Origin of the sequence: Streptomyces sp. ME19-01-6, from assembly GCF_033793745.1 — a bacterium.
GTDB lineage: Bacteria > Actinomycetota > Actinomycetes > Streptomycetales > Streptomycetaceae > Streptomyces.
The window spans coordinates 1-23,788 of sequence record NZ_JARAXF010000045.1 but is presented as its reverse complement, the minus strand read 5'-3'; the positions used below and the strand labels follow the sequence as shown (position 1 = coordinate 23,788).

Annotated in this window: 30 protein-coding genes, 1 tRNA gene and 2 pseudogenes; 15 read left to right on the top strand and 18 right to left on the bottom strand. The window is 68.7% G+C overall.

The genetic code is table 11. The features are described from left to right. Nucleotides 1-2: 2 nt before the first annotated feature. The 3 genes from PV419_RS48460 to PV419_RS48450 all read right to left on the bottom strand — a co-directional run bounded on the left by PV419_RS48460 (nt 3) and on the right by PV419_RS48450 (nt 3,210). Nucleotides 3-1,832 carry a cellulose synthase catalytic subunit gene (locus PV419_RS48460; RefSeq protein ID WP_319700163.1) on the bottom strand — a complete coding sequence of 610 codons (1,830 nt, stop codon included), beginning with the start codon at nt 1,830-1,832 and terminating at the stop codon, nt 3-5. A gap of 247 nt (nt 1,833-2,079) precedes the next feature. Continuing rightward, nucleotides 2,080-2,760: a FadR/GntR family transcriptional regulator gene (locus PV419_RS48455; RefSeq protein ID WP_319700162.1), complete on the bottom strand. Its 681-nt coding sequence runs from the start codon at nt 2,758-2,760 to the stop codon at nt 2,080-2,082. 376 nt (nt 2,761-3,136) lie between these two features. Continuing rightward, nucleotides 3,137-3,210 (bottom strand) — tRNA-Lys (locus tag PV419_RS48450). A gap of 180 nt (nt 3,211-3,390) precedes the next feature. Between PV419_RS48450 and PV419_RS48445 the strand changes: the two genes are divergently transcribed. Next, nucleotides 3,391-3,984: a lytic polysaccharide monooxygenase gene (locus tag PV419_RS48445; RefSeq protein WP_319700161.1), complete on the top strand. Its 594-nt coding sequence runs from the start codon at nt 3,391-3,393 to the stop codon at nt 3,982-3,984. Between the two features lie 81 nt (nt 3,985-4,065). Here PV419_RS48445 and PV419_RS48440 read toward each other — a convergent pair whose 3' ends face one another. Then, a complete protein-coding gene (locus tag PV419_RS48440; RefSeq protein WP_319700259.1) occupies nt 4,066-4,281 on the bottom strand; it encodes a DUF397 domain-containing protein in 216 nt (71 codons plus the stop codon). A 1-nt stretch (nt 4,282) separates the two neighbouring features. After that, the gene (locus PV419_RS48435) at nt 4,283-5,218 is read right to left on the bottom strand and encodes a DUF5753 domain-containing protein (RefSeq protein ID WP_319700159.1); all 936 of its coding nucleotides are present in this window, start codon (nt 5,216-5,218) and stop codon (nt 4,283-4,285) included. A gap of 152 nt (nt 5,219-5,370) precedes the next feature. On the opposite strand from PV419_RS48435, the gene PV419_RS48430 reads away from it, so the two are divergent. The 6 genes from PV419_RS48430 (at nt 5,371) to PV419_RS48405 (ending at nt 10,699) form a co-directional block, all read left to right on the top strand. Continuing rightward, nucleotides 5,371-5,799 (top strand): ATP-binding protein, encoded by a 429-nt coding sequence (locus tag PV419_RS48430; RefSeq protein ID WP_319700157.1) that lies wholly within the window; start codon nt 5,371-5,373, stop codon nt 5,797-5,799. Nucleotides 5,800-5,854: 55 nt separating this feature from the next. Continuing rightward, on the top strand, nt 5,855-6,286 hold the full coding sequence (locus PV419_RS48425) for a hypothetical protein (RefSeq protein ID WP_319700155.1): 432 nt from the start codon (nt 5,855-5,857) through the stop codon (nt 6,284-6,286). Between the two features lie 512 nt (nt 6,287-6,798). Beyond that, on the top strand, nt 6,799-7,623 hold the full coding sequence (locus PV419_RS48420) for a helix-turn-helix transcriptional regulator (protein WP_319700153.1): 825 nt from the start codon (nt 6,799-6,801) through the stop codon (nt 7,621-7,623). Nucleotides 7,624-7,668: 45 nt separating this feature from the next. Continuing rightward, nucleotides 7,669-8,493 carry a DNA-binding response regulator gene (locus PV419_RS48415; protein WP_319700151.1) on the top strand — a complete coding sequence of 275 codons (825 nt, stop codon included), beginning with the start codon at nt 7,669-7,671 and terminating at the stop codon, nt 8,491-8,493. 564 nt (nt 8,494-9,057) lie between these two features. Continuing rightward, on the top strand, nt 9,058-9,618 hold the full coding sequence (locus PV419_RS48410; RefSeq protein ID WP_319700257.1) for an ABC transporter permease: 561 nt from the start codon (nt 9,058-9,060) through the stop codon (nt 9,616-9,618). Between the two features lie 31 nt (nt 9,619-9,649). Beyond that, on the top strand, nt 9,650-10,699 hold the full coding sequence (locus PV419_RS48405) for an ABC transporter substrate-binding protein (protein ID WP_319700150.1): 1,050 nt from the start codon (nt 9,650-9,652) through the stop codon (nt 10,697-10,699). A gap of 41 nt (nt 10,700-10,740) precedes the next feature. Here the strand turns inward: PV419_RS48405 and PV419_RS48400 are convergent, their stop codons facing one another. The 5 genes from PV419_RS48400 to PV419_RS48380 all read right to left on the bottom strand — a co-directional run bounded on the left by PV419_RS48400 (nt 10,741) and on the right by PV419_RS48380 (nt 15,046). Beyond that, nucleotides 10,741-11,988, bottom strand: a complete 1,248-nt coding sequence (locus PV419_RS48400; protein WP_319700148.1) for an MFS transporter — start codon at nt 11,986-11,988, stop codon at nt 10,741-10,743. Then, nucleotides 11,985-12,791, bottom strand: coding sequence for an LLM class F420-dependent oxidoreductase (locus PV419_RS48395; RefSeq protein ID WP_319700146.1), 807 nt, complete (start codon nt 12,789-12,791; stop codon nt 11,985-11,987). Before PV419_RS48395 ends, PV419_RS48400 begins: the two co-directional genes overlap by 4 nt. Before the next feature lie 52 nt (nt 12,792-12,843). Further along, nucleotides 12,844-13,857 (bottom strand): zinc-dependent alcohol dehydrogenase, encoded by a 1,014-nt coding sequence (locus PV419_RS48390; RefSeq protein WP_319700145.1) that lies wholly within the window; start codon nt 13,855-13,857, stop codon nt 12,844-12,846. Between the two features lie 131 nt (nt 13,858-13,988). After that, complete coding sequence (locus PV419_RS48385) at nt 13,989-14,210, bottom strand: DUF397 domain-containing protein (RefSeq protein ID WP_319700143.1); 222 nt, start codon at nt 14,208-14,210, stop codon at nt 13,989-13,991. Further along, nucleotides 14,207-15,046: a helix-turn-helix transcriptional regulator gene (locus PV419_RS48380; RefSeq protein WP_319700141.1), complete on the bottom strand. Its 840-nt coding sequence runs from the start codon at nt 15,044-15,046 to the stop codon at nt 14,207-14,209. The genes PV419_RS48385 and PV419_RS48380 overlap by 4 nt, the downstream gene beginning before the upstream one ends. A gap of 239 nt (nt 15,047-15,285) precedes the next feature. Between PV419_RS48380 and PV419_RS48375 the strand changes: the two genes are divergently transcribed. The 6 genes and pseudogenes from PV419_RS48375 to PV419_RS48350 all read left to right on the top strand — a co-directional run bounded on the left by PV419_RS48375 (nt 15,286) and on the right by PV419_RS48350 (nt 17,482). Then, on the top strand, nt 15,286-15,612 hold the full coding sequence (locus PV419_RS48375) for a hypothetical protein (protein ID WP_319700139.1): 327 nt from the start codon (nt 15,286-15,288) through the stop codon (nt 15,610-15,612). Further along, nucleotides 15,613-15,783: a hypothetical protein gene (locus PV419_RS48370; RefSeq protein ID WP_319700138.1), complete on the top strand. Its 171-nt coding sequence runs from the start codon at nt 15,613-15,615 to the stop codon at nt 15,781-15,783. After that, nucleotides 15,780-16,025 (top strand): hypothetical protein, encoded by a 246-nt coding sequence (locus tag PV419_RS48365; RefSeq protein ID WP_319700136.1) that lies wholly within the window; start codon nt 15,780-15,782, stop codon nt 16,023-16,025. Before PV419_RS48370 ends, PV419_RS48365 begins: the two co-directional genes overlap by 4 nt. A gap of 23 nt (nt 16,026-16,048) precedes the next feature. Beyond that, a complete protein-coding gene (locus PV419_RS48360) occupies nt 16,049-16,462 on the top strand; it encodes a hypothetical protein (RefSeq protein WP_319700135.1) in 414 nt (137 codons plus the stop codon). Between the two features lie 159 nt (nt 16,463-16,621). Continuing rightward, nucleotides 16,622-16,885 (top strand): annotated as a pseudogene (locus PV419_RS48355) (methyltransferase, FxLD system); the annotation flags it as partial. Continuing rightward, nucleotides 16,871-17,482 carry an HNH endonuclease gene (locus PV419_RS48350; protein ID WP_319700255.1) on the top strand — a complete coding sequence of 204 codons (612 nt, stop codon included), beginning with the start codon at nt 16,871-16,873 and terminating at the stop codon, nt 17,480-17,482. The pseudogene PV419_RS48355 and the gene PV419_RS48350, both read left to right, overlap by 15 nt. 345 nt (nt 17,483-17,827) lie before the next feature. Here PV419_RS48350 and PV419_RS48345 read toward each other — a convergent pair whose 3' ends face one another. Next, the gene (locus PV419_RS48345) at nt 17,828-18,274 is read right to left on the bottom strand and encodes a DUF1772 domain-containing protein (RefSeq protein ID WP_319700134.1); all 447 of its coding nucleotides are present in this window, start codon (nt 18,272-18,274) and stop codon (nt 17,828-17,830) included. Between the two features lie 91 nt (nt 18,275-18,365). On the opposite strand from PV419_RS48345, the gene PV419_RS48340 reads away from it, so the two are divergent. Further along, nucleotides 18,366-18,944: a TetR/AcrR family transcriptional regulator gene (locus PV419_RS48340; RefSeq protein WP_319700132.1), complete on the top strand. Its 579-nt coding sequence runs from the start codon at nt 18,366-18,368 to the stop codon at nt 18,942-18,944. Between the two features lie 336 nt (nt 18,945-19,280). Here PV419_RS48340 and PV419_RS48335 read toward each other — a convergent pair whose 3' ends face one another. Next, complete coding sequence (locus PV419_RS48335) at nt 19,281-19,514, bottom strand: hypothetical protein (protein WP_319700130.1); 234 nt, start codon at nt 19,512-19,514, stop codon at nt 19,281-19,283. Between the two features lie 171 nt (nt 19,515-19,685). Here PV419_RS48335 and PV419_RS48330 point away from each other — a divergent pair, with 171 nt between their 5' ends. Next, complete coding sequence (locus PV419_RS48330; RefSeq protein ID WP_319700128.1) at nt 19,686-20,630, top strand: hypothetical protein; 945 nt, start codon at nt 19,686-19,688, stop codon at nt 20,628-20,630. Between the two features lie 3 nt (nt 20,631-20,633). On the opposite strand, the gene PV419_RS48325 is transcribed toward PV419_RS48330, so the two are convergent. The 6 genes and pseudogenes from PV419_RS48325 to PV419_RS48300 form a co-directional block, all read right to left on the bottom strand. Continuing rightward, entirely contained in the window at nt 20,634-20,843 is a 210-nt protein-coding gene (locus PV419_RS48325) for a helix-turn-helix domain-containing protein (RefSeq protein WP_319700126.1), read from the bottom strand. 133 nt (nt 20,844-20,976) lie between these two features. After that, nucleotides 20,977-21,552 carry a hypothetical protein gene (locus PV419_RS48320; protein ID WP_319700124.1) on the bottom strand — a complete coding sequence of 192 codons (576 nt, stop codon included), beginning with the start codon at nt 21,550-21,552 and terminating at the stop codon, nt 20,977-20,979. Between the two features lie 46 nt (nt 21,553-21,598). Further along, entirely contained in the window at nt 21,599-22,105 is a 507-nt protein-coding gene (locus PV419_RS48315; protein WP_319700123.1) for a hypothetical protein, read from the bottom strand. A gap of 28 nt (nt 22,106-22,133) precedes the next feature. Continuing rightward, nucleotides 22,134-22,676 carry a hypothetical protein gene (locus PV419_RS48310; RefSeq protein WP_319700121.1) on the bottom strand — a complete coding sequence of 181 codons (543 nt, stop codon included), beginning with the start codon at nt 22,674-22,676 and terminating at the stop codon, nt 22,134-22,136. A gap of 52 nt (nt 22,677-22,728) precedes the next feature. Then, nucleotides 22,729-23,295 carry a hypothetical protein gene (locus PV419_RS48305; RefSeq protein ID WP_319700119.1) on the bottom strand — a complete coding sequence of 189 codons (567 nt, stop codon included), beginning with the start codon at nt 23,293-23,295 and terminating at the stop codon, nt 22,729-22,731. A 273-nt stretch (nt 23,296-23,568) separates the two neighbouring features. Further along, nucleotides 23,569-23,788 (bottom strand): annotated as a pseudogene (locus PV419_RS48300) (amino acid ABC transporter substrate-binding protein); the annotation flags it as partial.

The following is a 23,788-nucleotide window of genomic DNA, read 5'->3' as shown; positions in this document are numbered from 1 at the left end:
TCTTATCGTCCCCCAAGGGATGCTTCGGTGGTCCGTTTCTCGGTCCGTTTCTCCTGGCGGAGGGTCCACCGCCAGGCGATGATCGGCGCGGCCGTGACAGCCAGGGCAAGTGATGCCCAAACGGTCATCGCTGGATGACTGTGGCCGAAGTGGAAGGAAGAGGCGAGCGACCCGCCGAAGACCGCCAGGAAGAAAAGGTGAATCCGGAAGGTGCCGAAGAGCGTGTCGGGGCTCGCCGAGTCGCCCTTGGGCGTCACCACGAACCTGCTCTTGCGGCGCAGTACGGCGTCCATCAGCGAGCGGGCGTAGATCGGCGCGGCGAGGGCGGACATCACCATGCCGGCCACGCCGCCGGAGCCCTCCGGCTCGTGCGGGGAGACGTTGTGCCGCCGGTTCCAGATGTACAGGCCGATCTGCAGGGCCGAGGCGTTGCCGTAGAGCATCATCCAGATGGCGGGGTCGATCTGGAGGCCCGAGGCGCCGAAGCCGAGGAAGAGCGCGCAGCTGAGGGCGGCGAGAATCCAGTTGAGCGCCGACGCCGGATAGAAGATCACCATCAGCGTGTAGTTGAGGAGCTTGCCCGGCGGCAGGGTGAGCGGCGCCTTCCAGAACTGTTTGAGGAGCGTCTCGTAGGTGCCTCGGGACCAGCGCAGTTGCTGGGTGAAGAAGTCGGTCCAGGCGCCCGGGCCCTCGCCGACCGCGAGCACGTCGGGGGTGTAGACGGAGCGCCACTTGCGGCCGGTGGCGGGGTTGCGGTGGCGGTGCAGCTCGAAGCCGGTGGCCATGTCCTCGGTGATCGAGTCGTACAGCCCGCCGATGCCCTTGAGGGCGCTGATCCGCACGGCGTTGTTGGTACCGACGAACATGGGGCCGCCGTAGGCGTTCCCCGCGCGCTGGATGAGGGCGTGGAAGAGGAACTGCTGGCTCTCGGCGGCCTTGGTGACGGCCGTGTCGTAGTTTCCGTAGACCTGCGGGCCGACCACGAAGGCGACGTCAGGGTCGCGGAAGTAGCCGAGCATCCGCTCCAGGTAGTTGGGGAGCGGTACGTGGTCGGTGTCGACGGAGGCGAAGTAGTCGTACGCGTCGCCGTGGGCGTCCAGCCAGGCGTTGTAGTTGCCGTGTTTGGTCCTGGCGCGGTGCGGGCCCTTGGGCCGGTTCCACTTCTCGACGCCCTTGCGGGTGAAGTGGCGCGCGCCCAGGCGCGCGCAGACCGCCTTCACCGCCGGGTCGTCGCCCTCGTCGAGGAGCCAGACGTGCAGCGGTCCGCGGTGGCGCACCCGCACCGCCGCCTCCAGGGTCCTGGTCACCATCTCCAGCGGCTCCTTGCCGGGCACGAAGGAGGTGAGGAAGGCGACCTTGGTGCCGGTCTCGGGCACCACGGGGACCGGGTCGCGGGCGACAAGGGTGGCGTGCGCGTTGGACAGCACATTGAGCGTGCGGAACAGCTCGATCAGCCCGATGGAGACCAGCATCACGGTGTCCATGACCGAAAGGACGGGGCCGACGCCCTCCCGGCTGGTCCAGTGGGCGGGCTGCATCAGCCACAGCAGCAGTCCCAGTGAGAGCAGGGGCGCGGCGCAGAGCAGCAGTGCGGCGCGGACGCGGTGCGGCTCGTCGGCCAGCAGGCCGCGGTAGCGCACCCGATACGGTTTGGCTGAATTTCCGGCACTGTCGGCATCTGGCCGGCTGAGCGGGCCGGCGAGTCGGCTGTAGTGCTCGTAGTCGTACGCCGGCAGCGGCGGCCGGGGCCGGTGCCGGGGTGGTTCGCTCTGATGCTGCCGCGGGATGGGCGCGCGTGTGTGCTGCCGGGCGCCGGTCGGCGTCGACGTCATGAGTCATCCCCCCGCACGCGAAGGCTGGCCGCGTGCCTGAAGTCCCGTTCGTCGTGTGGTCTCCCCCGAAACGGCCCCCCTCGGCCGTACGGGGGGCACATTAGTGGAGAGACCCGACGATGCGGACATGGAACGGCTGCCTCACCGAGGCGCAACAGCGAGAACCGGACCTTTCCGGCGACCCGGGGTGAAACGGCCGCGGGGTGGGCAGGCGGGGGCCGGGCCGGTCGTGACGCGGAGAGCCGGCTCAGCCGTGGTGCGGGGAGCGCAGCCGCTCCCGGATGTTGCCGAAGTGATCGCGGACGGCGGCCTCGGCCCGTACGACATCGCCGGTGCGGACCGCCTCCAGGATCTCCCGGTGCTGGCGGCAGGTGATCTTGGGGTCGGTGTGCAGGTCCACCAGATCGGTGCGCACCCGGTGGAAGGCGTCCCAGAACGCTTCGAGCATCTCGCTGAGCAGCAGATTGTCCAGGCCGCGGTGGAGGGCGGCGTGGAAGGCCCGGTCGGTGTCGGCGCGTACGGCGCCCTCGGCGGCCTCCACCTCCATCCGCTCGACCAGGGCGTCCAGCTCGGCCAGGTCGGCCTGGGGTATTCGCCCGGCCAGCCGCGCGATCAGCCCGGTCTCCACCGCCTCGCGCAGCTCCAGCAGCTGCAGCAGGCTGTCCTCGCCGCGGTAGTGGCCGGCGACGGTGCGGAAGATCAAGCCCTCGATCATCGGGCCCATCGACATGGGTCCGACGTAGGTGCCGAAGCCGTGGCGGATCTCCACGATGCCCATGGCCTGCAGCCCCTTGAGGGCCTCGCGCACGGAGTTGCGGCTGACGCCGAGCAGCTCCATCAGCTCGGTCTCGGTCGGCAGCGGGGCGCCGGACGGCAGCCGCTGGTCGACGATCAGGCGCTTGATGCGCTCCTGGATGTCGCTCGCCATGCCGCGAGTGTGCGCCGTCACCGCCACCTCCGATCGCGTCAGCTTAGCGGGGTGCGTGGCCGGGCGGGTGGTGGCGGGCGCCTTCCGGGGCTGTCCCCGCCGCCCGGCCGTCGCCGCCTCGCCCGGGGCGCTTCCGTAAGCCGCCCGAGGCTGGGTGCCCTCGTCGGATCGGCGCTGGTCGCGATGGCGAGCCGGAGGGGGTGCGGCTCGGGGTGCCCCAGCGGGTCCAGGCCCGTGGACCGCTCGGCTGCTACGGCAACTTCCTGCCCGTGGCCGCGGTGCTCTCTCTGGCGCTCCACCGGCTGCCGCCGCTGTGGATACGCGACAGGGGCTCCTCGGAAAACCGAGAAGCCCCTGGTCAGTAGCGTAAGCCACGTGCGCCGCCAGGGACTCGAACCCCGGACCCGCTGATTAAGAGTCAGCTGCTCTAACCAACTGAGCTAGCGGCGCCTGCTGACGGATGAATCCTACCCGACCAGCGGGGGTGCTCCGGACGGGGCGCTTCATTGGTATGGACATCTCCGCGAATTAGCATGGACATGACCAAGAACCGCGGTTACTCTGCGACTTGGTCTAGACCGCACTGCACTCGGCTCGCCGAAGCACTCCCCACGTCTTCAGGAGCGAAGCATGCGCAAGAAGATCAGCGCCGCGGTCATCGGCCTCGGGCTCGCGGCGATCTCCGTTCTCGCGACCGGCGGCAGCGCCTTTGGCCACGCCTACACCGACTCGCCCATCAGCCGTCAGAAGCTGTGCGCCAACGGCACCGTCACCAACTGCGGCGACATCCAGTACGAACCGCAGAGCGTCGAGGGCCCCAAGGGCTTCCCGTCGGGCGGTCCGGCCGACGGCACGATCTGCGCGGGCGGCAACAGCCGGTTCTCCCAGCTGGACGACGCGCGCGGCGGCCAGTGGCCGGCCACCAAGGTCAGCGCCGGACAGAGCCACACCTTCACCTGGCGCTTCACCGCCTCGCATGCCACGACGGACTTCAAGTACTTCATCACCAAGAACGGTTGGAACCCCAACTCGAAGCTCACTCGCGCGAGCCTGGAGTCCGCGCCGTTCCTGACCGTCCCGTACAACGGCCGGCGTCCGCCGTCCACGCTCTCCCACTCGGGCACCATGCCGAGCGGGAAGAGCGGCAAACACTTGATCCTCGCCGTGTGGACGGTCGCCGACACCTCCAATGCCTTCTACGCCTGCTCGGACGTGCAGTTCTGATGTTTCAGGGGCTCGGTTCGCCGTCTGAGGGGTGTGAACGACGACGGGGCCCGGCCTGTCCGGACCGGGCCCCGCGTCGTCTCATGCGTCGTATAAGCCCGCCTTCACGCCGCGCACGAAGGCGGCCCAGACGGCCGGGGCGGCGCCGAGGACCGCGCCCGGGTCGTCGCTCTCGCGCAGCCGGACCAGGCCACCCCACGCGGCGACCTCGACACACTGGCCCTCGCCCACGGAGTGCGAGGACTTGCGCCAGCGCGGGCGGGCCGCGCCGGCGGACGGATACGGGCACGGGGACATGTCATGCGGGTTCTCGGGTACTTCTGAGGTGTTCACGGTGTGGGGCCCTCTTTCCTACGAGACCGGCGATGAGGGCCTTCGTCTCATCCGTCGACAGCGCGCTGTCGACGATGTGGCCGAAGGCGTCGGCGAAGACGTTGACGTCGTCGACTCCTTCGACGTACACGGGGCCGCGCAGGTTCTCCTGGGTGACCACGTCCGGCATCGGCCCGGGGAACCCGACGAGCGTGAAGGCGCCCGCGTCCCCCGGGTTGGGCGCGGCGTCGATCGGCATCACCTGCAGCGTGACCGTGGGCCAGTCCGCGACGTCCAGCAGCCGCCGCAGCTGCTCGGCCATGATGGCCGGGCGGCCGGAGAAACGCCGGTGGAGGGCGGCCTCGTGGATCACGGCCCACAGCCGCAGCGGAGCGCGCGGGCGGGTCAGCACCGCCTGGCGGGCCAGCCGCACCTCGGCGAGCGCGGCGACCTCCGCCTCGCTGCGGGCGACCGCGTTGGCGGCGATCGTCTCCCTGGCGTAGTCGGGCGTCTGCAGCAGCCCGGGGACGACCAGCGGGGCGTAGTCGCGGACGCATTCGGCGTCGCTCTCCAGCGAGATGTAGTCGGCGTACGCGGGGGCGACCACGCCGCGGTAGGTCTGCCACCAGCCGCGCTTCCCGGCGTCCCGGGCCAGCCTCTCCAGCGCCGCGTGCACCTCCACGTCGCTGATCGCGTAGGCCTCCAGCAGGGTGGCGACCTCCGTGGCGCGGATGGTCGCGTTCGCGTTCTCTATCCGGGACAGCTTCGGGGCGCTCCAGCGGCGGGCGTCCGTACGTCCCCTCTGGGCCGCGTTCAGCGCCTCCGCGGCCGCGTCCAATGTCATCCCCGCTTCGGTACGCAGCTTGCGCAGAGTGGACCCCAGCCGCCTGCGCCGCACGGTGGGCACTGGGTGGTAGGACATGTCGCCAGTCTGACGTATCGCCAACTACAACCACCAGGCGGCATATGCCAGTCTTGCGCGAGTGGGTCGAAACATTGCGAGTAGCACGGACATGGGACAGGATCGCCTGTGCGCCACGGCAGCGCGCCGTGCCTTGGAGGGCCCTGGACGACATGGCAGAGAACATCCCGCAGGGGGCACCTCCCAGCGACAGCTGGGGGAGATATGAGCTACGCCTGCGCGTCCATCCGCAGACCCTCGCGGACGTGCGCCGCGTCGTGGGCGCGCGGCTGCGCCAGTGGGGCCGCGAGGAGTTGATCACCGCGGCGGCGATGTGCGTCACCGAGCTGCTCTCCAACGTCCACAAGCACGCCGCCTCGCCCGAGTGCGTGCTCACCCTCGAGAACCGCCCGTACGGCATACGGGCCGCCGTCAGCGACAGCGAGTCGTCGCTGCCGGTGGTCAAGGAGCCCGACTTCCTCTCCGAGAGCGGGCGCGGGATGTTCCTGCTCAGCAAGACGGCCGACGAGTGGGGCACGGACCTCAACACCACGGGCAAGACGGTCTGGTTCACCCTTCGCGCGGAATCCGTCGGCCCATGAGCCGCCGTTCGGTAGCGTGCGGTTCGGCAGCGGTGAACGAGCGAGGGAGGGGCCCATGGATCCGGTGACGGCGGGTGCGCTGATCGCGGCGGTCAACGCGGTGGTGTCCGGGGCCGGCGGCGAGGCGGGCCGGCGGGCACTGGAGGGGCTGGGCGCGCTGTCCCGCAGGGTGCTGCGGCGGAGCCCATACGACCCGGCGGCCGACCCGGGCGCGGATCCGGCGGGCGACCCGGCCGGCGATGGCGGGCCTGTCGCGATTCCGTACGACGACCCGGAGCGGCTGCGCCGGCTGGCCGAGCTGTTGGTCCAGCAGGCTCGTCAGGACCCGGAGTTGGGGCGCGATCTGGCGGCCTGGATGAGCCGGTACGGAACACCGGCCCAAGAGGCCGGTGCCGTCCACAATTCCATCGCGAGTGACGCGCGGATCACCGGGCCGGTTATTCAAGGCCGGGATTTCCACGGCCCGATCAGCTTCGGCCCGCAGTGACGGCTCGCGGCGGCGGGCCGCGGTGACGGCCGCGGTGACGGCCTCGGTGGCGTCTCAACCCCCCGGACGGGGGTACCGGGGTGTCCGGTTGGCGGCTGGCAGCAACCGGACAGCGGCCTCGGCCGCCGCTCGCCCAGGGTGGCCCGGCGGCTGCGCTGGGTGTCGGCCGGGCGATCGGGTGGTGCGGATACCTGCAACTTCCTGACATTCCGCGTGTCGTTGCGCGCGCGGGGCGTTGCGGTAAGGTCTGACACGCCGTCATTTGCCAACCCTTTACTCTCACTCGTTGCGTTGACGCCGTTGCTGTGTGCGAATTACTGTCGTCAATGGAATTGCATAGCATTTGTTCCTGCTCGCGTGATCGCAACAAGAAACATCGCAAGAAGCGCTACAAGAAGCAGCACCCGAAGAACGCGGGCAAGAGCGGTACAAGAAATTCTCGAACCAGGCCCGAATTTCAGAAATCAGGTCACCTTCGCCCTGCAGGGGAAGTCATGGTTGGTCTTGCGAGGATGCCCGAGCCGTCACCCGAGCGCGGGGCGGCCGGTGCTGCGGGCTCCGACCATGTGGAGCGGGCGCTGCTGGCGGCCCACGATCTGATCGAATCCGTGGTGACCCGGCACCGCCAGGACCTGGACCGGCAGTCGTGGGTGCGGGCCGGGCCCTGCCGGGCGTCGGCCGCCGAGGTCGCCGACCGGCTCATCGCCGGAGCCGAGCGGACCGTGGCCGTCGTGCTGTCCGGCGACCCCGAGCAGGAGGACGCCGTCTGCGCGGCGCTCGCCCGCCCGCCCCGCCCCGGCCGCGAGGGCGTCGCCGTCCGGCTGCTGTGCCTGCCGGGCGCCCTGGCCGGCCCGCGGGTCCCCGCGCTGGCGCGTACCGATGCGCGCTGCGAGGCGCGGGCGGCCGACGGCGGGTTACCCGAGGCCCTGCTCGTCGACGGCCGGATCGGCTACGTACGGCCGGAGCCGGGGCTCGACCCCGGTCCTCACCCCGAGCCGGCCCCCGGGCCGGAGCGGGCCCGGCCGCGGGCCTCCCTCGTGGAGGACGCGGCCACGGTGCAGGCCCTGGACCTGATGTTTGCCGGGGCGTGGGGGAACGCCGTGGCGCTCGCCGAGCCCCCGGGCCCGGCCGGACGGCTGTGCACCGACACCGCGCGGCGGATCCTGGAGTGCCTGCGGGCCGGAGTCACCGACGAGGTGGCGGCGCGCGATCTCAAGGTGTCGCTGCGCACCTACCGCCGTTACGTCGCGGAGATCATGCGCGAGCTGGGGGCGCATTCCCGGTTCCAGGCCGGGGTACGGGCGGTTGAGGCGGGGCTTTTGCCAAGCCGCCCCTGACAGCACTCGAGACCTGACCATGTCGCGAGGCGGGACGACGAAGCGATGAAGCAAGCGATGACGGACCGGATCACGGAACGGATCCCCGAGCGGACCCCCGAGCCGGCCGCCGCGGTCGAGGACGCCCTCGACCGCACCCTGCAAGAGGTGCGCACTCTCCTGGAGTCCACCGTCCACGAACACCGCGCCCGGCAGTCCCGGAAGGAGCTGTTCACCGAGGTGGGGGTGGCGGACGCGGCCTTCCTCGCCGCCGCCGAACAGGTCGTCGGCCAGGCCGTACGCAGCGTCGATGCGGCTTTCCCGGAGCCCACGCCCCGGCTGGCGGCCGACCACGCGGCCCTGCACACCCTGGTCTCGGACCTCGGCGACGCCATGGACGTAAGGGTGCTGCGCACCCGGCCCCCGGCCGACCCCGGCCCCGCGCTCGGGCCGGGCGGCGGCCTCGGGGCCCGCTCCCCGCAGATCCGGATCGCGGCGGTGCCGCTGCCCACAGCCCTGATCGCCGACAGGCGGACCGCCCTGGTGTGCGCGGACTCGGCCGACGGGCGGCAGGCCTCCATCATCCAGGACCCGGCCGTGGTCGCCACCCTGCACGGCATGTTCGGCAACATCTGGCGCACCGCCACGCCCGCCGCCCGCCCGCTCGACTTCGGCAACCGCGCCCGCACCGAGATGGTGCGGCGGGTGCTGCGGCGGCTGGGGGACGGGGTCACGGACGAGGCCGCGGCCCGGGAGCTGGCGATCTCGGTGCGCACCTACCGCCGCTACGTCACCGGAATCCTCGAGCTGCTCGAGGTGAACTCCCGTTTTCAGGCGGGGGTGCGCGCCTGTGAGCTCGGCATCCTCGACCGTTTCCCCACCGGTACGTGAAGAGTCGCCGAGAGCCACGGCGAGAGCGTCACCAAGATCTTCCGTGATCTCCCGCGCGGCCTTCTGTATGACGGAGCGATTTCCATTTTCCCAACCACATTGTGATCCGGAGCGGGCTGGCGATAGGTTGCACGCTGGGCGTGCCGGGAGATCTGGCAACCGCCGGTAATACAAGGGGATTTGGGGATGACGCAAGGGCGCGGAAGGGGTGCGACCGCCACGGCGGGCACCAGTGGCGGACCGGGGACGGTCCCGTCGCATTCACCCCGGCCCGGACAGGTACGAAAGTCCGGCAAGAACAGCGGGAAGGCAGCGCACGCGGGTCGCGGAAGTCAAAGCCCCAAGGGGTCGCACGGCCGCCGAGTTCGCAGGACCGCGGTGGGGTCCGCTTCCCGCGGGGTGCTCCCGCCGCTCGTATTCGGGCTGGCCCTGCTCATCGTGTGGGATCTCGCCATCCGTGTCGGCGCGGTGGACACGTTCTACCTTCCGGCGCCGTACGACCTGGCGAAACATTTCGTCGACGAGCTACTCCACGGTGACCTGCTTCATTACACCAAGCAGACGGTGCGGGAGGCCCTGGCGGGCTGCGGCATGGGGCTCGGGGTGGCGCTGCCGCTGGGCTACCTGATCGCGCGCAGTGACCTCGCGGCCGCGGCGCTCCAGCCGTATCTGGCCGCTTCGCAGGCGGTGCCCGCGGTGGCCCTGGCCCCGCTGTTCGCGCTGTGGTTCGGCTACGGGCTGCTGCCTTTCGCGATGATGTGCGCGCTGCTGGTCTTCTTCCCCATCCTGGTGAACACCGTGCTGGGCTTGCGCTCGCTGGACCCCGATGTGATGGGGGCCGCGCGCGTGGACGGCGTGGGGTGGTGGGGGATGCTGTGGTACATCGAGCTGCCGCTCGCGCTGCCCAGCATCCTCACGGGGGTGCGCAACGGCTTCACCCTGTCCATCACCGGTGCGGTGGTCGGCGAGTTCGTCATGGGCGGCGAGGGGCTGGGACAGCTCCTGTCGGTCCAGCGGCAGGAGGCCGACACCGTCGGGCTGTTCTCGACGCTCGTCATGCTCGCACTTCTCGCCGCCGGCTTCTATGGCGTGATTCGCCTGGTCGAGCGGCTCGTACAGCGCTGACTGACATCTTCCACTCACTGAGGAGAAGTACGTGCGTTTGGTAGGAACGTCCACGAGGCACACCCTGAGACGCCAGGTCATGGGGGCGGCTCTCGCGTCTGTGGTGGCGGCGGCCACCCTGACCTCATGCGCCGAGAAGCCGAAGGACGCGGGGGGCAAGAGCGGTGACAGCATCACGGTCGGGCTGACGTACACGCCCAACATCCAGTTCGCCCCGTTCTACGTGGCGGCAGAGAAGGGGTACTACAAGGACGCCGGGCTGAATGTCGATCTGCGTCACCACGGTGCCGCCGAGGATCTCTTCGGAGCCCTGAAGTCGGGCAAGGAGGATGTCGTCTACGCGGGCGGGGACGAGATGCTGCAGGCCCGCTCCAAGAATCTCCCCATCGTGGACATCGCCACCTTTTATCAGAAATACCCGGTGGGCCTGATCGTCCCCAAGAATTCCGACATCAAGAAGCCCACGGACCTGAAGGGCCGTACGATCGGCACCCCCGGGCCCTATGGCGAGACGTATTTCGGTCTGCTGGCCTTGCTGAAAGAGGGCGGGCTCTCCGTCAAGGACGCCAAGGTGAAGAACATCGGCTTCACCCAGCAGGCGGCGCTGACCGGCAAAAAGGTCGAAGGCGTGATGGGCTACCTCAACAATGACGCCGTCGCCTTCAAGGAGGCCGGCCAGGAGGTCCGTTCCCTGACGCTCGACGGAGGCGCCGAGGGCGACCCGCTGGTCGGCGTGGGAATCGGCGTCCAGGAAAAGACGCTGGACAAGCGCGGCGACGAGATGAAGAAGTTCGTCGACGCCACCCTGCGCGGTCTCCAGTACGCCATCGACAAGCCCGAGGACACCGTCAAGCTCAGCCAGAAGTACGTCCCCGGGCTGGGGGACGAGAAGCGGCAGAAGAACGCGCTCGCGGTGCTCAAGGCCACCACGCCCATGATGCAGAACGACGCGGGCGAGCTGGGCACCAACGACGCCCAGAGCTGGAGCCGCATGGCCGACTTCATGTACGACCAGGGCCTGCTGGAGAAGGCGATCACGCCTGAGGACGCGTACTCCAACGACTATCTGCCCAAGGCGTAGGCAGCGGTCGAAGTAGCCTCACCCGGCCGGGCGGCGGGAGCTCACCCGCCCGCCGCCCGGCGGTGCAGCGCGCCCGCCACCACGAACGCCGCGACCGCGCCGACCGCGAGCGCGACCCAGCTGCCCGTCGCGGAGGCGTGCACGATCACGAACAGCCCGATCGGCGGCCCGGAGGCCGTGCCGAGGTTCCAGGCCAGCGACGCCAGGGCGCTCGCCCGGCCCACGGCCGCCTCCCCGGACCAGCGCAGCAGCAGCGGATAGAACGCCGAGGAGTACATCAGCTCGCCCGCCGCGAAGACCACAGCGAAGGCCAGCAGCAGCCCGTACCGCACCGTGGACGAGGCCGTATCCCCGGCGAGCACCGCGCCGAGACCGCAGCCGAACGCCGCCACCCACAGCACCGGACCGGCGGCCAGCGCGACCGTCTCCGGCAGCCGCTCCAGCCGCCGCCGCAGCAGCGGCTGCAGCGCCACCAGCGCGAACGAGTTCGCCGCCACCACCGCGGACACCCACCCCAGCGTGATGCCCATGTGGTCGTGGAGCAGCAGCGGTACCGTCGCCTCGATCTGGGTGAAGCCGACGATCGCGAACAGCGCCTGGGCCAGCACCAGCAGCGCCATCGGGCGGCCGCGCAGCAGCGTGCGGTACGTCGGCCCGTCGCCCTGCTCGCCTTTTCCTTTCCGTCCCCCGGCCGGATCCCGCGGCCGCATGGCCCAGATCACCACCATCAGCGGCACCGCGGCCGCCGCGTTGGCCACGTACAGCCAGCGCAGCGTCCCGGCCGGGGCCTCGGCCCCGCGCAGGGCCAGGCCGGCGATGACCGAGCCCGCCCCGATCCCCACGTTGTTCACGATGTGCCGGACGGAGAAGGCCGTACGGCGCCCGCTCTCCGGGACGGCGGCGTCCACGACGCCGACGATCGAGGCGTAGAACAGGCCGAAGCCCACCCCGACGCACGCGCCCGAGATCAGCACCGGCACCACCGCGTCGACCGGGGCCAGCATCCCGTACCCGACCGCGAGCGCCGCGGCGCCGAGCGCCCCCACCCGGTGCGGCCCCGCCCGGTCCGCGAGCGGCCCGCCGAGCAGCGCGGCCGCGAAGCTGGCCGCCGCCATGGCGATGAAGTAGCCGCCCGCGGCCCGGGAGCCGAGCCCGAGCAGCTCGCTGATGTAGATGGAAGTGAACGGGAAGCACAGGCCGTTGCCGAGGGTGGACAGCAGCAGACAGCCCATGAGCAGGCGAAAGCGCCGCCCCAGGACCTCGCGGGGCGGCGCGGCGTCAGCCGTCAAGAAGCCCGCCCGGCGCCCAGCGCCTCGCGCACCTTGAGCAGCTCCTCGACCTTCCGAAGGTCGTACGGCGCGGCCAGGGACAGCACGACGTGGACCGCGCCGGCCTCGGCGAAGCCCTCCACGAGCGGCAGCTGGTCCGGGTTGACCATGACCGTACGGGCCACCTGGCCCGGGTCGCGGCCGACGCGCTCGCACCACTGGTCCAGCACGCCGTTCAGCTCGCGGAAGTCGGCGACCGGGTCCTCGGAGGCCCAGCCGTACCAGTTCCACCAGTCCGCCTCGCGCGCCACCAGCTCCAGGGTGCGCCGCCGCCCGGCCCCGCCGATCAGCAGCGGCAGCGGCCCCGCGGGCCCCGGGTTGAGCTTCGCCAGCCGCTCCTTGATCGCCGCGAGGGAGGCGGCGAACGCGTCCATGCGCTCGGCCGGCCCCGGGAACGGGATGCCGTACTCCGTGTGCTCCGCCTCGAACCACCCCGCGCCGAGCCCCAGCACCAGCCGCCCGCCGCTGAGCTGGTCGACGGTGCGGGCCATGTCGGCGAGCACATGCGGATTGCGGAACGCGGTGCAGCTGACGAGGGGGCCGATGGTGGCCCGGCTGGTCTCGATGGCCATCGCGGACAGCAGCGACCAGCACTCGAAGTGATTCCCGGCCGGGTCGCCGTGGTGCGGCAGGAAGTGGTCCCAGGTCCAGATCGAGTCGACGCCCAGGGCGTCGGCCTCGCGCCAGGCGGTGCGCAGTTGGGCCAGATCGGTGTGCTGGGGGTGCAGCTGCACGCCGACGCGCAGGGTGTTCTCGTGCGGCACGGTGATCCTCTCGGTCCTCTCGGTGGGGGTGGTGGGAATGCCGCCCGCGGGGTTACGGCGTCACGACGACCCGGTAGACCGGCGTCTCCGCGGCCTGCTTCAGCGCCTTCTCGACCTCGTCCAGCGCATACCGCGCGGTGACCAGCGTCTCAAGACGGCCGGTCAGCGCGCCGCCGCGCAGCAGCTCCGCCGCCGCTCGCCAGTCCTCCCGCTCATGGCTGAAGGAGCCGGTGACCGTCAGCTGGCGGCGGTGCACCTCGTAGCCGGGCAGCTCGGCCGGCGGCCCGTCGGAGCCGCCGAAGAGCACGATCCGGCCGCCGTCGGCGACCGCGGCCAGCGCCAAGGCGATGGACTCCTTGGACGCGATGGTCACGAACACCACGTCCGCACCGGCGAGTTGCCCCAGCTCATCGGGGGCGACGGCGGCGTCCGCGCCGGCCGCGGCGATGGCGGCCAGGCGCTGCTCGTCCCGCTCCACCACGGCCACGCTGCGCGCCTGCAGCTGCTTGGCCACGGCGAGGTGCAGATGGCCCATGTACCCGGCGCCGATCACCGTGACCCGGTCGCCGGCCCGGAATCCACCGCGGCGCAGCGAGTGGACCACGCAGGCGAGCGGTTCCCCCATGGCGGCGACGGCCGGGTCGGTGTCGCCCACGGACCACACCCGCGAGGCGTCCACCGTGATGTAGTCGGCGAGCCCCGCGCCCATGGCGATCGCGCCGTCCTCGCGCTTGTGCCCCTGGAGGGCGACGCAGATGGCGGACTGCCCCGCCCGGCAGCTGCGGCAGGTGCCGCAGCGGGGCAGCCCGTCGATGGTGACGAGGTCGCCGACGGCCGGCATGTCGTCCAGCCCGGCGGCCTTGGCGCCCACCTTCTCGACCCACCCGGCGATCTCATGGCCGGCGGCGGCGGGGTAGACGGTCATGCGTCCCGCGTACAGGTTGGCCTCCATGGTGCACACCCCGCAGGCGGCGATGCGTACGAGCACCTCCGAGTCGCCCACGTCCGGCACAGGTATCTCCGAGATCTCCACCTGTCCTGGCGCCGTGATGACAGCTGTACGCATGGGAACTGCCTTCCGAATTACGGTTGTTGTGCCCGGAGGCTATGCCTCGGTCACCAACGGAGGCAAGGAATTGATCACATGCGGCGGCCCCCGATGCACGGGGGCCGCTTGCTTGCTGGTTGTCGCGCGGGTCAGGTGGAGGGGAACTCCCCGCGTTTGACGGCGGAGACGAAGGAGGACCAGGCGTCCGCCGGGACGACGACCGCAGGACCCTGCGGGGTCTTGGAGTCCCGAACTGGGACCACACCGGACGCGGCGAAGGTGGGGGAGAACTCCACGCACTCGCCGCCGGACGACGAGCTGTAGGACGACTTGATCCAGACGGCAGACGTAAGGTTCCGGTAGTGGCTCATGACGTGTACTCCTCGCGCACAGTCTCGATAAAGGCCAGCGATTCGTCAGGGGGCAGTGCGTGTGCCCGTAGCCGATCGTAGTTTTGCATGACAACCGTCACCGTTGCCGCCGTGCGGCAGAGCCTGCCTCCCTGCGGATCATCCGAGTACAGAACCGTAGGCGAGTCCTTGAAGGTGAGCAGCGTAAACGGCACCGAATGCGCGGCTGCGGCTCCGGCCGTGAAGGGGATCACCTGAAGGTCGATCCCGGGGCGAGCCGCCGACTTCACCAAGAACTCAAGCTGATCGGCCATGACGGCCGGGCCACCCACATATGTCCGCAGGCACGCTTCGTGGAGCACAGCCCACAGCTTCGGTGGCCTGTCCTGGTCGAGGACATCGCGTCGCCTTATACGTGCCGCCACCTTGCCCTGGATCACCTCGTCGGATGCGAATGGGTGGCCCGCGCGGAAGATGGCCCGTGCGTACTCCTCGGTCTGGAGCATGCCCACGATGATGGTCGCCGAGAAGTTGAGAATGTGCGATGCCTTCTGCTCCAACTGAACGTAGGGCACGAAATGCGTGGGGTGGTCGCCCTCCTCGAGTCGGCGGAGCATGCCCGTGAAGAGTCCGTTCGTCCCGAACACCCGGTCACAGCCGCTGGCGAACTTCTCACTCGGGAGCAGCTTTCCGGACTCCACCTGACTGACGTACGACACGGAGTAGCCCGTACTCGTGGCCAGATGCTTCTGCGTGAGCTTACGTCCCAGGCGCACGCGCCTTACATCGGCGCCGTAGCGCTGGAGTGGGTTTAGAGGGGGGTTATTGAAGTCCTCGGATGAGATCGACTCGTCCAACGCTGTGACCTCCCGGCTTGCGCCCGCTGCAAGCGGCACGGCAGGGCAGCGGATTACAGCGATTGCTGCTGAACCCTGCCCATTCTATGGGGATTACGTTCTCCTGGTGACCAATCGACTACACCGGGTGTGCAGCCGGGGCAGTCGGCCACCACACCACTGGCCACAGGCAAGACCCCCGCAACCGCATGCACCGCGGCCCGGGGGCGTGGCCCTCAACCCCACGGAGGTTGATAGGCATGGCAAACGCTATCGCGTGGATCTTCGAAGCGCTGCTACGGCTGCTGTTGCCGCCATCCGGCCGCCACCGCGCGGCCCCGCACCAGCACACGCCGACGATGCCACCTCCGGCACGCGTGCCCCACGCACCCGCACGGCCCACCGCCTCCGGGCCGCCGTACGACCACAGCTTCGCCATGGTCCGGCCGTACGTCATCGCGCACGAGCAACGTGAGGAGCGCGCTGCGCGTCGGCTGCGGCGGCAGCGTCGGCGGACGCTGTGGCTGGCCGTGCACGGCATCGACATCGGCCCGCGCGTCATTCATGGCGTGAGGGTGGTGGCGTAGATGACCACTCCGGCAACGCCCCCACCGCCGCAGGGGCAGGACGACGGGCCGCAGGGGCAGGGCGGGCAGCAGCAGGGCGGCGACGATCGCCCCACCCTTGAGGAACTCCGGCAGCAGTCGGCCGCCCTGAGCGAACTGATCGCTCGGCATCTGGGACGGAGGCCGAAGTGAGGAGGACAACCAGCACCCCATTCAGCCTCGCGATCGGCATGGTGGTCTACGACCGGCATTACGACATGCCTGCCACGATCACCGACTTCGTAGGACCGTTCGTCTGCCTCACCCGTCCCACCGGCCTCACGTGGCGCGCGCCCCAGGCATCCGTCCGCCCCGCCACCGCGTACGAGCGGCGGCAGCTGCGGGCCATCGCCCGGCTTCACGCTCAGCGCCAACGAGGCATCGCCCCTGCATAGGCAGGGGGGCGGCTGAGTTTGCGGTGAGTATCGGACAGAGACACGCCGACGCCACGGCGTGTCTCTGTCTCATATTCACCGCAAACTCAGGGCTCCTCGCGCAGACAGAACTCACCGAACACTTCGCCAGAGCGGACGATCAGCCCATGACACATGGCCCCTGGCACGCCGAATGGACGTTTATCAGCAAAACAGGGGTCACCACAGGGACCGCCCACACGCCACGGTACGTGGACATCCGCACAGCCATATTCAAAGCTGCCGACAAGTCGCTACGAGATCTGTCCCACGAAGAAGCCGTCGAGAGAGCCGAGCCCTGGAAACTCTTGGTCGGGGCCCTGTACTCCGAGGCCATGCTGTCTGCCGACGAACTCGGCGCATGGCAGTACGTGAGCCCGGACGGCTGGGCTAACCTAACCATCCGCTTCACGCCATAGCCGCAGTGTCGACACGCCCGGGGCCATCTTTGATCGGTGGCTTAGCGGGATGTCTACACACAGCTCTCCTGAAGAGTAGTCGCCTGACTACACTCCGGAGAGGATTCTGCGGGCCAGGTGGTGATCCGCTCTGACGCAGTTTCAGGAAGGACTCGCCGCATGACTGACGTGACCGTCGAATCCGATCGCGCTACACAACTGCGCGACCAGGTCGTCGATGAGCTCATCGCATGACGGCACGATCGCCTCGAAGGAAGTCGAGACTGCCATGCGCAAGGTCCCACGACACCTGTTCACGCCGGAGACGACCTTAGACGAGGCGTACAGCACTTACAGGGCTGTGGTCACCAGAAGGACGAGCACGGGATCGCCGTCAGCTCAGTCTCCGCGCCGCAGATTCAGGCGGTGATGCTGGAGCAGGCCGGGTCCGCGTATTACCGGACAGTGGTGTCCAGCCGAACATTTTCAGCGCTGGACAGTTATGCGTGGACGCTCGCCTACAAGTGGGCCAAACGCACCCACCCGAAGAAGTCGAAGCACTGGATCGTTAGCAAGTACTTCGGCAGGCTCAACCGGTCCAAGAACGACAACTGGGTCTTCGGTGACCGCACCACAGGTGCACACCTTCCCAAGTTCGCCTGGACCAACATCAGAAGGCACCAACTGGTCAGGGGAAAGTCCTCACCCGACGACCCCACACTCTGCGACTACTGGAGCCAACGCCGCAAGACGCGCACACCCCCACCGATGGACAAGACCAGCCTTACCCTGGCAGCCCGCCAGAAAGGAACCTGTCCACTCTGCGGGCAAGCGCTGATCGCCGGCGCGGAATACGAACCAGACAGTCCACGCGAGTGGATCAACTGGTTCGACGCGATGAAGAAGCGGTTACACAAACACCACTTCACCTACCGACGACACGGCGGATCTGATGAGATCAACAATCTTCGGCTCGTTCACTCCGAATGCCATCGTCAGCTTCATTCGGGCGATGGCGCTAACAAACAGCAGATCCTGTGAAGCCCATGGGCTTGCTTGAGCCGTGGTGCTTGGAAACAAGCATGGGCCGGGTCGCGGCAACGTGACCCGGCTACCCGACGCGTGGCGGGGCATCGCGACCCGCTACGACAAGACCCCGGAAAGCTACCTCGCCGGGCTTCACCTGCGTGCCTCGGTGATCTGGATCAAAGACCTCACCCGAACCAGAGCCGGGAGCCGCGCAGGTCATCGAGGGACGTAGCTTGTCGGGATCGCAGTTGCGGGCTCTCAGCGGCAGTTGCATTCCCGGATGTCGGGATTTCGGTGGCCCGCTGCCGCCCGGGGAGTGGGGATCGTGCGCCACCAGTGCGGTGTCGCCCCGCGGGCTCAGGCGAGGGCGGCGACCAGCAGCGCGAAGGCGGCGATGATGACGGCGACGCGGACATAGTGCCAGCGGTCCCAGCGGTTCATCTGCTGCTTCCAGTCGGCGGGCCGGTTCTCGGGGGTCCACGTCTTGACCCGGTTGTTGATCGGAACGAGCAGCAGGACCGACATGAGCACGCTGACGATCAGCAGCGCGCCGGCGGTGACGACGAGGCCGGTGCCGTGGTCGCCCCATCCGGCGACGGCCCAGATGCCGACGAGGACGAGCGAGGTGATGTACCAGAACGGCATCACGGCGCCGCCCCTCCGGCCCCCGTCGGCGCGGGCGAGTTGGCCGGCGTCCTCGGGGAGTGCGTTGATGATCGGGTTGATGAAGAAGGGGACGGCGAACTCCACCCCCACCATCACGCCGACGACCACGGTGGTGACGACCTGGAGTGCGTTGAGCATGATGACCCCTCCTGAAATCTAGTGTTGCTAGCTGCCGAGGCAACGCTAACTCTACTGCTGCTCTGTTGTCTAGCGGTGCTAGGATGGAATCATGTCGGTACAGGAACGCAAGCAGCGCGAACGGGCGGAGCGCGAACGCCTCATCGTGGCGACGGCCCGCGAACTCGCCGAGCAGCACGGCTGGGACGCGGTCACCACCCGCCGGCTGGCCGAGCGCATCGAATACAGCCAGCCCGTCCTCTACAGCCACTTCCGCGGCAAGCGCGAGATCATCGGCGCCGTCGCCCTCCAGGGCGCCGCCGAGATGGCCGCGGCGGTGCGGGCCGCGACCGCCGCCGCGGACGGCCCGCGCGCCCGGGTCGCCGCCCTCGCCCGCGCCTACCTCGACTTCGCCGCACGCAACCCGGCCGCCTACGACGCCCTGTTCCAGCTCGACGGCGGCCTGGCGTACGCCCAGGAGGACACCCCGGAACCGCTCAAGGACGGCTTCGCCGCGCTGCTGGAGAACCTGGGCGAGGTCGCCGGGGACAGCGTCACCCCGGCGCTGTTCACCGAGGTGTTCTGGGCGGCCCTGCACGGGCTGGCGACCCTGACCCGGGCGGGACGGCTCCCGCCGGAGGACGCCGAGTGCAGGGTGGAGCTGCTGGTGGACCGGCTCGCCATGGTCTGACACACCGCCCCAGCGGGCACGCAGCCGGGGTCCCCGGACCCCGCTGCCTGCCTCCGACATTGCTTCCGGTCACTCGCGCCCACACGGCGCAGCCGCAGACCGCCGGGCCCCGTACCCCAGACGGGCACCCGCCCCGGAAGCTGCGATGCTCATTGATCACGACCCGATACGCGCCCTAGTCGGGCCGCACCTTCGCCGGGATCATGGCCGAACATGTGCGCGCTTGGGCCCGGGACCAGCGTGGCGGCCCCGGCCCGCAGATCCGTGTCTACCCGGCCGGCACCCCGGATGACCAGATGCGCGGCCAGCGGGTTATCGACAAGGTCCACAGCCGGATCACACTCTCCTGGCCTGTGGCTGCCGCCGCTGGTCAGGGCCCGTCAGGAGGTACCGGCTCTGGGCCCGGTCGATGGCCCGCTCCGCGAGATCCAGGAGCTGCTCCTGAATCCGCTGACGCCTGTCCTTCAGATCTACCTGACGGGCGTCAGTCGCGGCCCTGACGGCCTCACGGTCGAAGGCCAGCCCGAGGCGCTGAGCGTGGTTGGTGATGGTGCCGACGGACCACTCCAACTGACGGCCGTCTCGTTGCGGCTGACGCCGTCAGCGTGGAGCTGACGGAGCTGCTCCTCGTCCTCGGCGGAGAAGGTTCGGGCCACGGCCGGCACCCCCTCACGTGCGTGTGGTGACGGGTGGACGGTCAGGAAATGACGGCATGTCCGTGACCATCCGTACGCTCCAGCTATGACCTTTGACGAAACACCCGAGGGCGAGGGTGTCCGCCCCTTTGCCGTGCCGATCAAGGACGACTTTGCCGCCGCTGCGGCTGAGGTCCTGCGGCGCTACAGGGAACTGGTGGAGAAGTGCTTCCCAGATGACTGGCAGCCTGAGACAGGCTCGCGACTTGTGTCGGATATCGAAACAATCAACGCCAACTCTGATCCGGTGGGCACCGCCCGAGGATCGCTCCACGGGATGCTTCTCGAAATAGCGGGGCTTTCCTGGGATACGGCTCTCGATCACGTGCGGGCTTTGGAACACGACATCGTCCGAAAGCCTCCGCCCGTCTGGTCTCCGCTTGTCGCGGCACGGGCTGTCCTGGAGAGCTGTCTTTTCCTAGAGTACCTGATCGACCCGTCAATCTCCTGCGCCCTCCGGCTCGCCCGATGCGCGGGGCTCTGGCGCAAGGACACGGAACACACAGCAAAGCTGGCTCGGGTCCTCGGGCCTGAGCGAGAGGTCGAAGCCGTCGACCTGGATGCGTACGTCACTCAATCACTGGCGGACGCCAACGTAGTCCAACGCCACAACGCCAAGGGAAAGCTCGTCGGCTACGAGGTCGATGGTGAATCTGCGGGGCTGGATTACAACATCACGGAACGGGTCGCCAGCGCTTTGCCCTCGTGGTTGCCAACGCCGTACGGCCTCCTGTCAGGCGCCGCTCATAGTCGGCCCTGGATGACGAACCGCGCTCGGAACCTCGCAGCGGGGTCCGATGACCGTCTCGTCGGAGAGGCGGCCACGGTCATGACCGCTCTCATGGTCGTCATGGCCTCGTTGGAGATGTCCTTGGTGGCGTGGCAGGGATACTTCGGCTTTGACCTCACGGAGCCCCTCGCCAAGTTGGCAGATGACCGCAATCACGCCTATATGTACCTACTCGGTCTGGCACACGCGACGGGGGACTAGAGGTCAAGCCGCAGGGACCAGCACGCGCTTGGCCTTGGCCCGGGTCGTCATCTCGGCCCTCGTGACGTCGAGATGGCGGAAGAGCTTCTGGCCTCGGTGATCGAGGCCCTCGACTGTCAGGTGACCTCGGCGCACCCACGAATAGACCGTCACGATGCTGACGCCCGTCGGCTCGGCGGCCTCGCGGACTGTCAGCCAGATTTCGTCCTCCACTGAAGTCCTCCCGAACATGTGAAAGGCCCCGGAACCTCCAGAGGAGTCGGGGCCTGCATGAGGACGTACTTATCCTACTGATCGCGATTATCCGGTGCACTAGCACAAAGTGCAAGCACCTGTTCTGAGGGCGTCATGACGAATCCGGGCGAGGTCGCTCCTCCTCTTCATACAGCCTTTGCCGCATATCGCGTTCCACGCCCGCCCGCTCCTCCCGGAGGGTGGGCTGAGGCAGGCCGTCACCACGCATGTAGGCCGAGAGCAGCTCGATCGCATGTTCCGTGTCGAACTCGCTTAAGTACGGCTCGTTACCTGCCTCGTGGGCGTCAATAAACATGGACCTGCGGATAGCGATCAACGCGTCTCGGAGACGCTCTCTCAGCTCGGCGGCCTTCGGGATGAGAGCAGCGTTCAGCTCCGCGTCATCTGCGTAGGTGTGCCCCTCCTGGACCCACTCGACCCGCTCCACGGCGGACCAGCCGATCTTCCACGTGACGACGTGCCTGCGAAGGGCGTACAGCTCGGCAAGGGCTTTGTCGGCTGCGGTTCTACCGCGCTCCTCCAGGAGGTCGTTTCGGGCCTCCTCTCGATCCTCCCGTGCCATCTTCGCCTGATACCGCTGCTGGAACCATCCACCCACGAGGGCGCCTGCCGCACCGACCGAGGCCCCGATCAGGCCGATCCATCCCGCTGATACCTCTGCTTCCACGTCGTCCCCTTCTCAGGTCGGTTCGGCCAGGCGAGATGCGCAGGAGTCATAGTGGTCGAAACAGGTACCGGGAGTTGTTCCATATGCTTCTAGAGGGAAAGGGTTGGCGACGGAGCACGGTACCCATGACGAGCTTCATGTCCGAGCAGATCAACTGGTACCTCGATACCGTCCTGCGCTCGTCCGCGTGCATGAACAGTTTTTCCGGGCTAAGTAGGTCGTGGTGGACCGACGCTAGGAAACGCTGGACCTCCATGTCGGGGAACCGCAGGGCCTGTTCCTCTAAGGCTCGGTTCAAGCGTTGAAGCTCGTCGCGCCACTCTCGGCGATCCAGAGTCTGGTGGTCTGCCACGCGCTTATCGAAGTGGTCCTCAAGCTCGTAGCTCAGCCGGATGACTTCGTTGGCCGCTGCCTCGGCAAGACCCAGCAGGTGAACGCGCTCGGACTCGCGGGCTATCTTCCGCTGCTGCCAGACGACCGCTCCGGTGGAGACCGCCGCGCCCACAAGGGCTCCCCCGAGACCGAACATTCCCGCCAACGTCTCTGGTTGCACGCTTCTCTCTCCTTGGCCGGACTTACGGTCATCCGTCGTCTCCGCCATTCCAGGGCTCAAACCGGCTGTCGTGCTCTCGCGCCCGGGTCCGGAAACGGTCCAAGCCGATCTCCGGGACCGGCTCTCCGCGCATGTGGGCAGAGAGGATGTCGATCGCCGAGGCCACGCAGCCCTTGATCCATCGGATCTGCTGGTGACGGTGCTGCCCTGCTAGCTCGAACCGCTTGGCGAGGATCAGGACCTCCACCACACGCTCGTGGACAAGCGGGGCTCGCGGCATGAGCATCACGGCCAACTCGGCCTCGTCCAGGTGCGTAACGGCGATGAAGCGCCAGGGCTGACGCTCTTGTGGGACCTCTCCGGCCACGCCAGACTCCACCAGGTGCTGCCGGAGTTGGTACAGCTCTGCGAGGGCCTTCTCTCCCGCCGTGTACCCCCGAGCTTCGAGGCGCTCGTTCTTGGCAGTCTTGGCCTGATGATGTTGCTGGAGCCATGCGCCGAGCAGGGCGCCTCCAGCACCCACCACAGCACCGCCGAAACCGATCAGCCCCGCCAACGTCTCTGCTTCCACGGCGTCATCCTGTCTTGCTCTCACGCCGACAAACAGGCCGAGGCATCAGAGATCAGTGGTACCCCTCCAAGAAGTCGCGCGCTCGTTGCTCCATCTCCTCTAGGTAGAGCGCCTCGGTCGCGCGAGCCTTGGTGAGCCCTGTGCTCTCCTTGGGAAGCGGTTCGTCCCGCACGAAGGCGCCCAGGCAGTCCAATGCGTGATCACAGAGATCCGTGAGGATCCCTGAGGCCCCTCCAAGCTCCGGCGTCATGGACACGTCGTGCCATGCCAAGTACTCGGCGATCTTGCTGAGCCGAAGGCGGACCGTCTCATTGCGGATCCTCAGCAAGATCGGTTCCAGCTTGTGCACCTGCTGGTGTAGGGCCTTCCGCCAGAGCTCGATGCGCTCTGGTCCTCCGCTTTCGCGCTCAGAGGGCCTTCCGAGGAGCTGTTGTTTGATCTGGGAAAACATCTGTATCGCCGAATCGACTGCGGTGTCTACCCGTTGATCGATGACGAGTTGTCGAGCCGCCTGAGCCTGCTGTCGCTGGGCGATGACCGTTGCCCAGATCGAGAGTCCACCGCCTACGACGGTCCCGCACACTCCGAAGAGCGCCCCGACCCATACACCTGCGTCCATGTCCGCATCATGCCGACGGGACCAACCGGCATGGGGCTGATCCCGTCAAGTCCTTGGCGGCTGGCTCACCTGGCATGCCTCGTAGCGTCATGGAGGGCGTGACGCGCCCCGCCAGCACTCTGCTGCGATCCCCCGCCACAGCGCGACGTCCGGCGGCCGAGGAGAAGCCGGTCGCCGAGAACACCGCTCGCTGACAAGGCGGCGACGCCGCCCCGGGCCGGGGAGTACGGTGCCCCTGATCAGGCTGTTCCGGGTTCGGGCCGCCGTGGTCTCTCAACCGGTGTGGAGGATCCGGAAGCGATCGGGTTCCGCCGGGTCTCGATCGACGACCTGGACTGGCGGCCAGGCCCATTGCCACACGCTGATGCCCGGCGTGCGGGAGAACTGGATTCGTCCGCGGGTGCCTTCGACCGCGACGCGCGACCAGGATGCGGCCGTGCGCGCCCGGTCCGCGCCGTGCGAGCGCAGCACATCGGCGAGGACGGCGACCGTG

Coding starts and splice junctions, on each gene's coding strand:
- PV419_RS48460 (WP_319700163.1), bottom strand. CDS start 1,832: ATGACGTCGACGCCGACCGGCGCCCGGCAGCACACACGCGCGCCCATC.
- PV419_RS48455 (WP_319700162.1), bottom strand. CDS start 2,760: ATGGCGAGCGACATCCAGGAGCGCATCAAGCGCCTGATCGTCGACCAG.
- PV419_RS48445 (WP_319700161.1), top strand. CDS start 3,391: ATGCGCAAGAAGATCAGCGCCGCGGTCATCGGCCTCGGGCTCGCGGCG.
- PV419_RS48440 (WP_319700259.1), bottom strand. CDS start 4,281: ATGTCCCCGTGCCCGTATCCGTCCGCCGGCGCGGCCCGCCCGCGCTGG.
- PV419_RS48435 (WP_319700159.1), bottom strand. CDS start 5,218: ATGTCCTACCACCCAGTGCCCACCGTGCGGCGCAGGCGGCTGGGGTCC.
- PV419_RS48430 (WP_319700157.1), top strand. CDS start 5,371: ATGGCAGAGAACATCCCGCAGGGGGCACCTCCCAGCGACAGCTGGGGG.
- PV419_RS48425 (WP_319700155.1), top strand. CDS start 5,855: ATGGATCCGGTGACGGCGGGTGCGCTGATCGCGGCGGTCAACGCGGTG.
- PV419_RS48420 (WP_319700153.1), top strand. CDS start 6,799: ATGCCCGAGCCGTCACCCGAGCGCGGGGCGGCCGGTGCTGCGGGCTCC.
- PV419_RS48415 (WP_319700151.1), top strand. CDS start 7,669: ATGAAGCAAGCGATGACGGACCGGATCACGGAACGGATCCCCGAGCGG.
- PV419_RS48390 (WP_319700145.1), bottom strand. CDS start 13,857: ATGCGTACAGCTGTCATCACGGCGCCAGGACAGGTGGAGATCTCGGAG.
- PV419_RS48385 (WP_319700143.1), bottom strand. CDS start 14,210: ATGAGCCACTACCGGAACCTTACGTCTGCCGTCTGGATCAAGTCGTCC.
- PV419_RS48375 (WP_319700139.1), top strand. CDS start 15,286: ATGGCAAACGCTATCGCGTGGATCTTCGAAGCGCTGCTACGGCTGCTG.
- PV419_RS48370 (WP_319700138.1), top strand. CDS start 15,613: ATGACCACTCCGGCAACGCCCCCACCGCCGCAGGGGCAGGACGACGGG.
- PV419_RS48350 (WP_319700255.1), top strand. CDS start 16,871: ATGCTGGAGCAGGCCGGGTCCGCGTATTACCGGACAGTGGTGTCCAGC.
- PV419_RS48345 (WP_319700134.1), bottom strand. CDS start 18,274: ATGCTCAACGCACTCCAGGTCGTCACCACCGTGGTCGTCGGCGTGATG.
- PV419_RS48340 (WP_319700132.1), top strand. CDS start 18,366: ATGTCGGTACAGGAACGCAAGCAGCGCGAACGGGCGGAGCGCGAACGC.
- PV419_RS48330 (WP_319700128.1), top strand. CDS start 19,686: ATGACCTTTGACGAAACACCCGAGGGCGAGGGTGTCCGCCCCTTTGCC.
- PV419_RS48305 (WP_319700119.1), bottom strand. CDS start 23,295: ATGGACGCAGGTGTATGGGTCGGGGCGCTCTTCGGAGTGTGCGGGACC.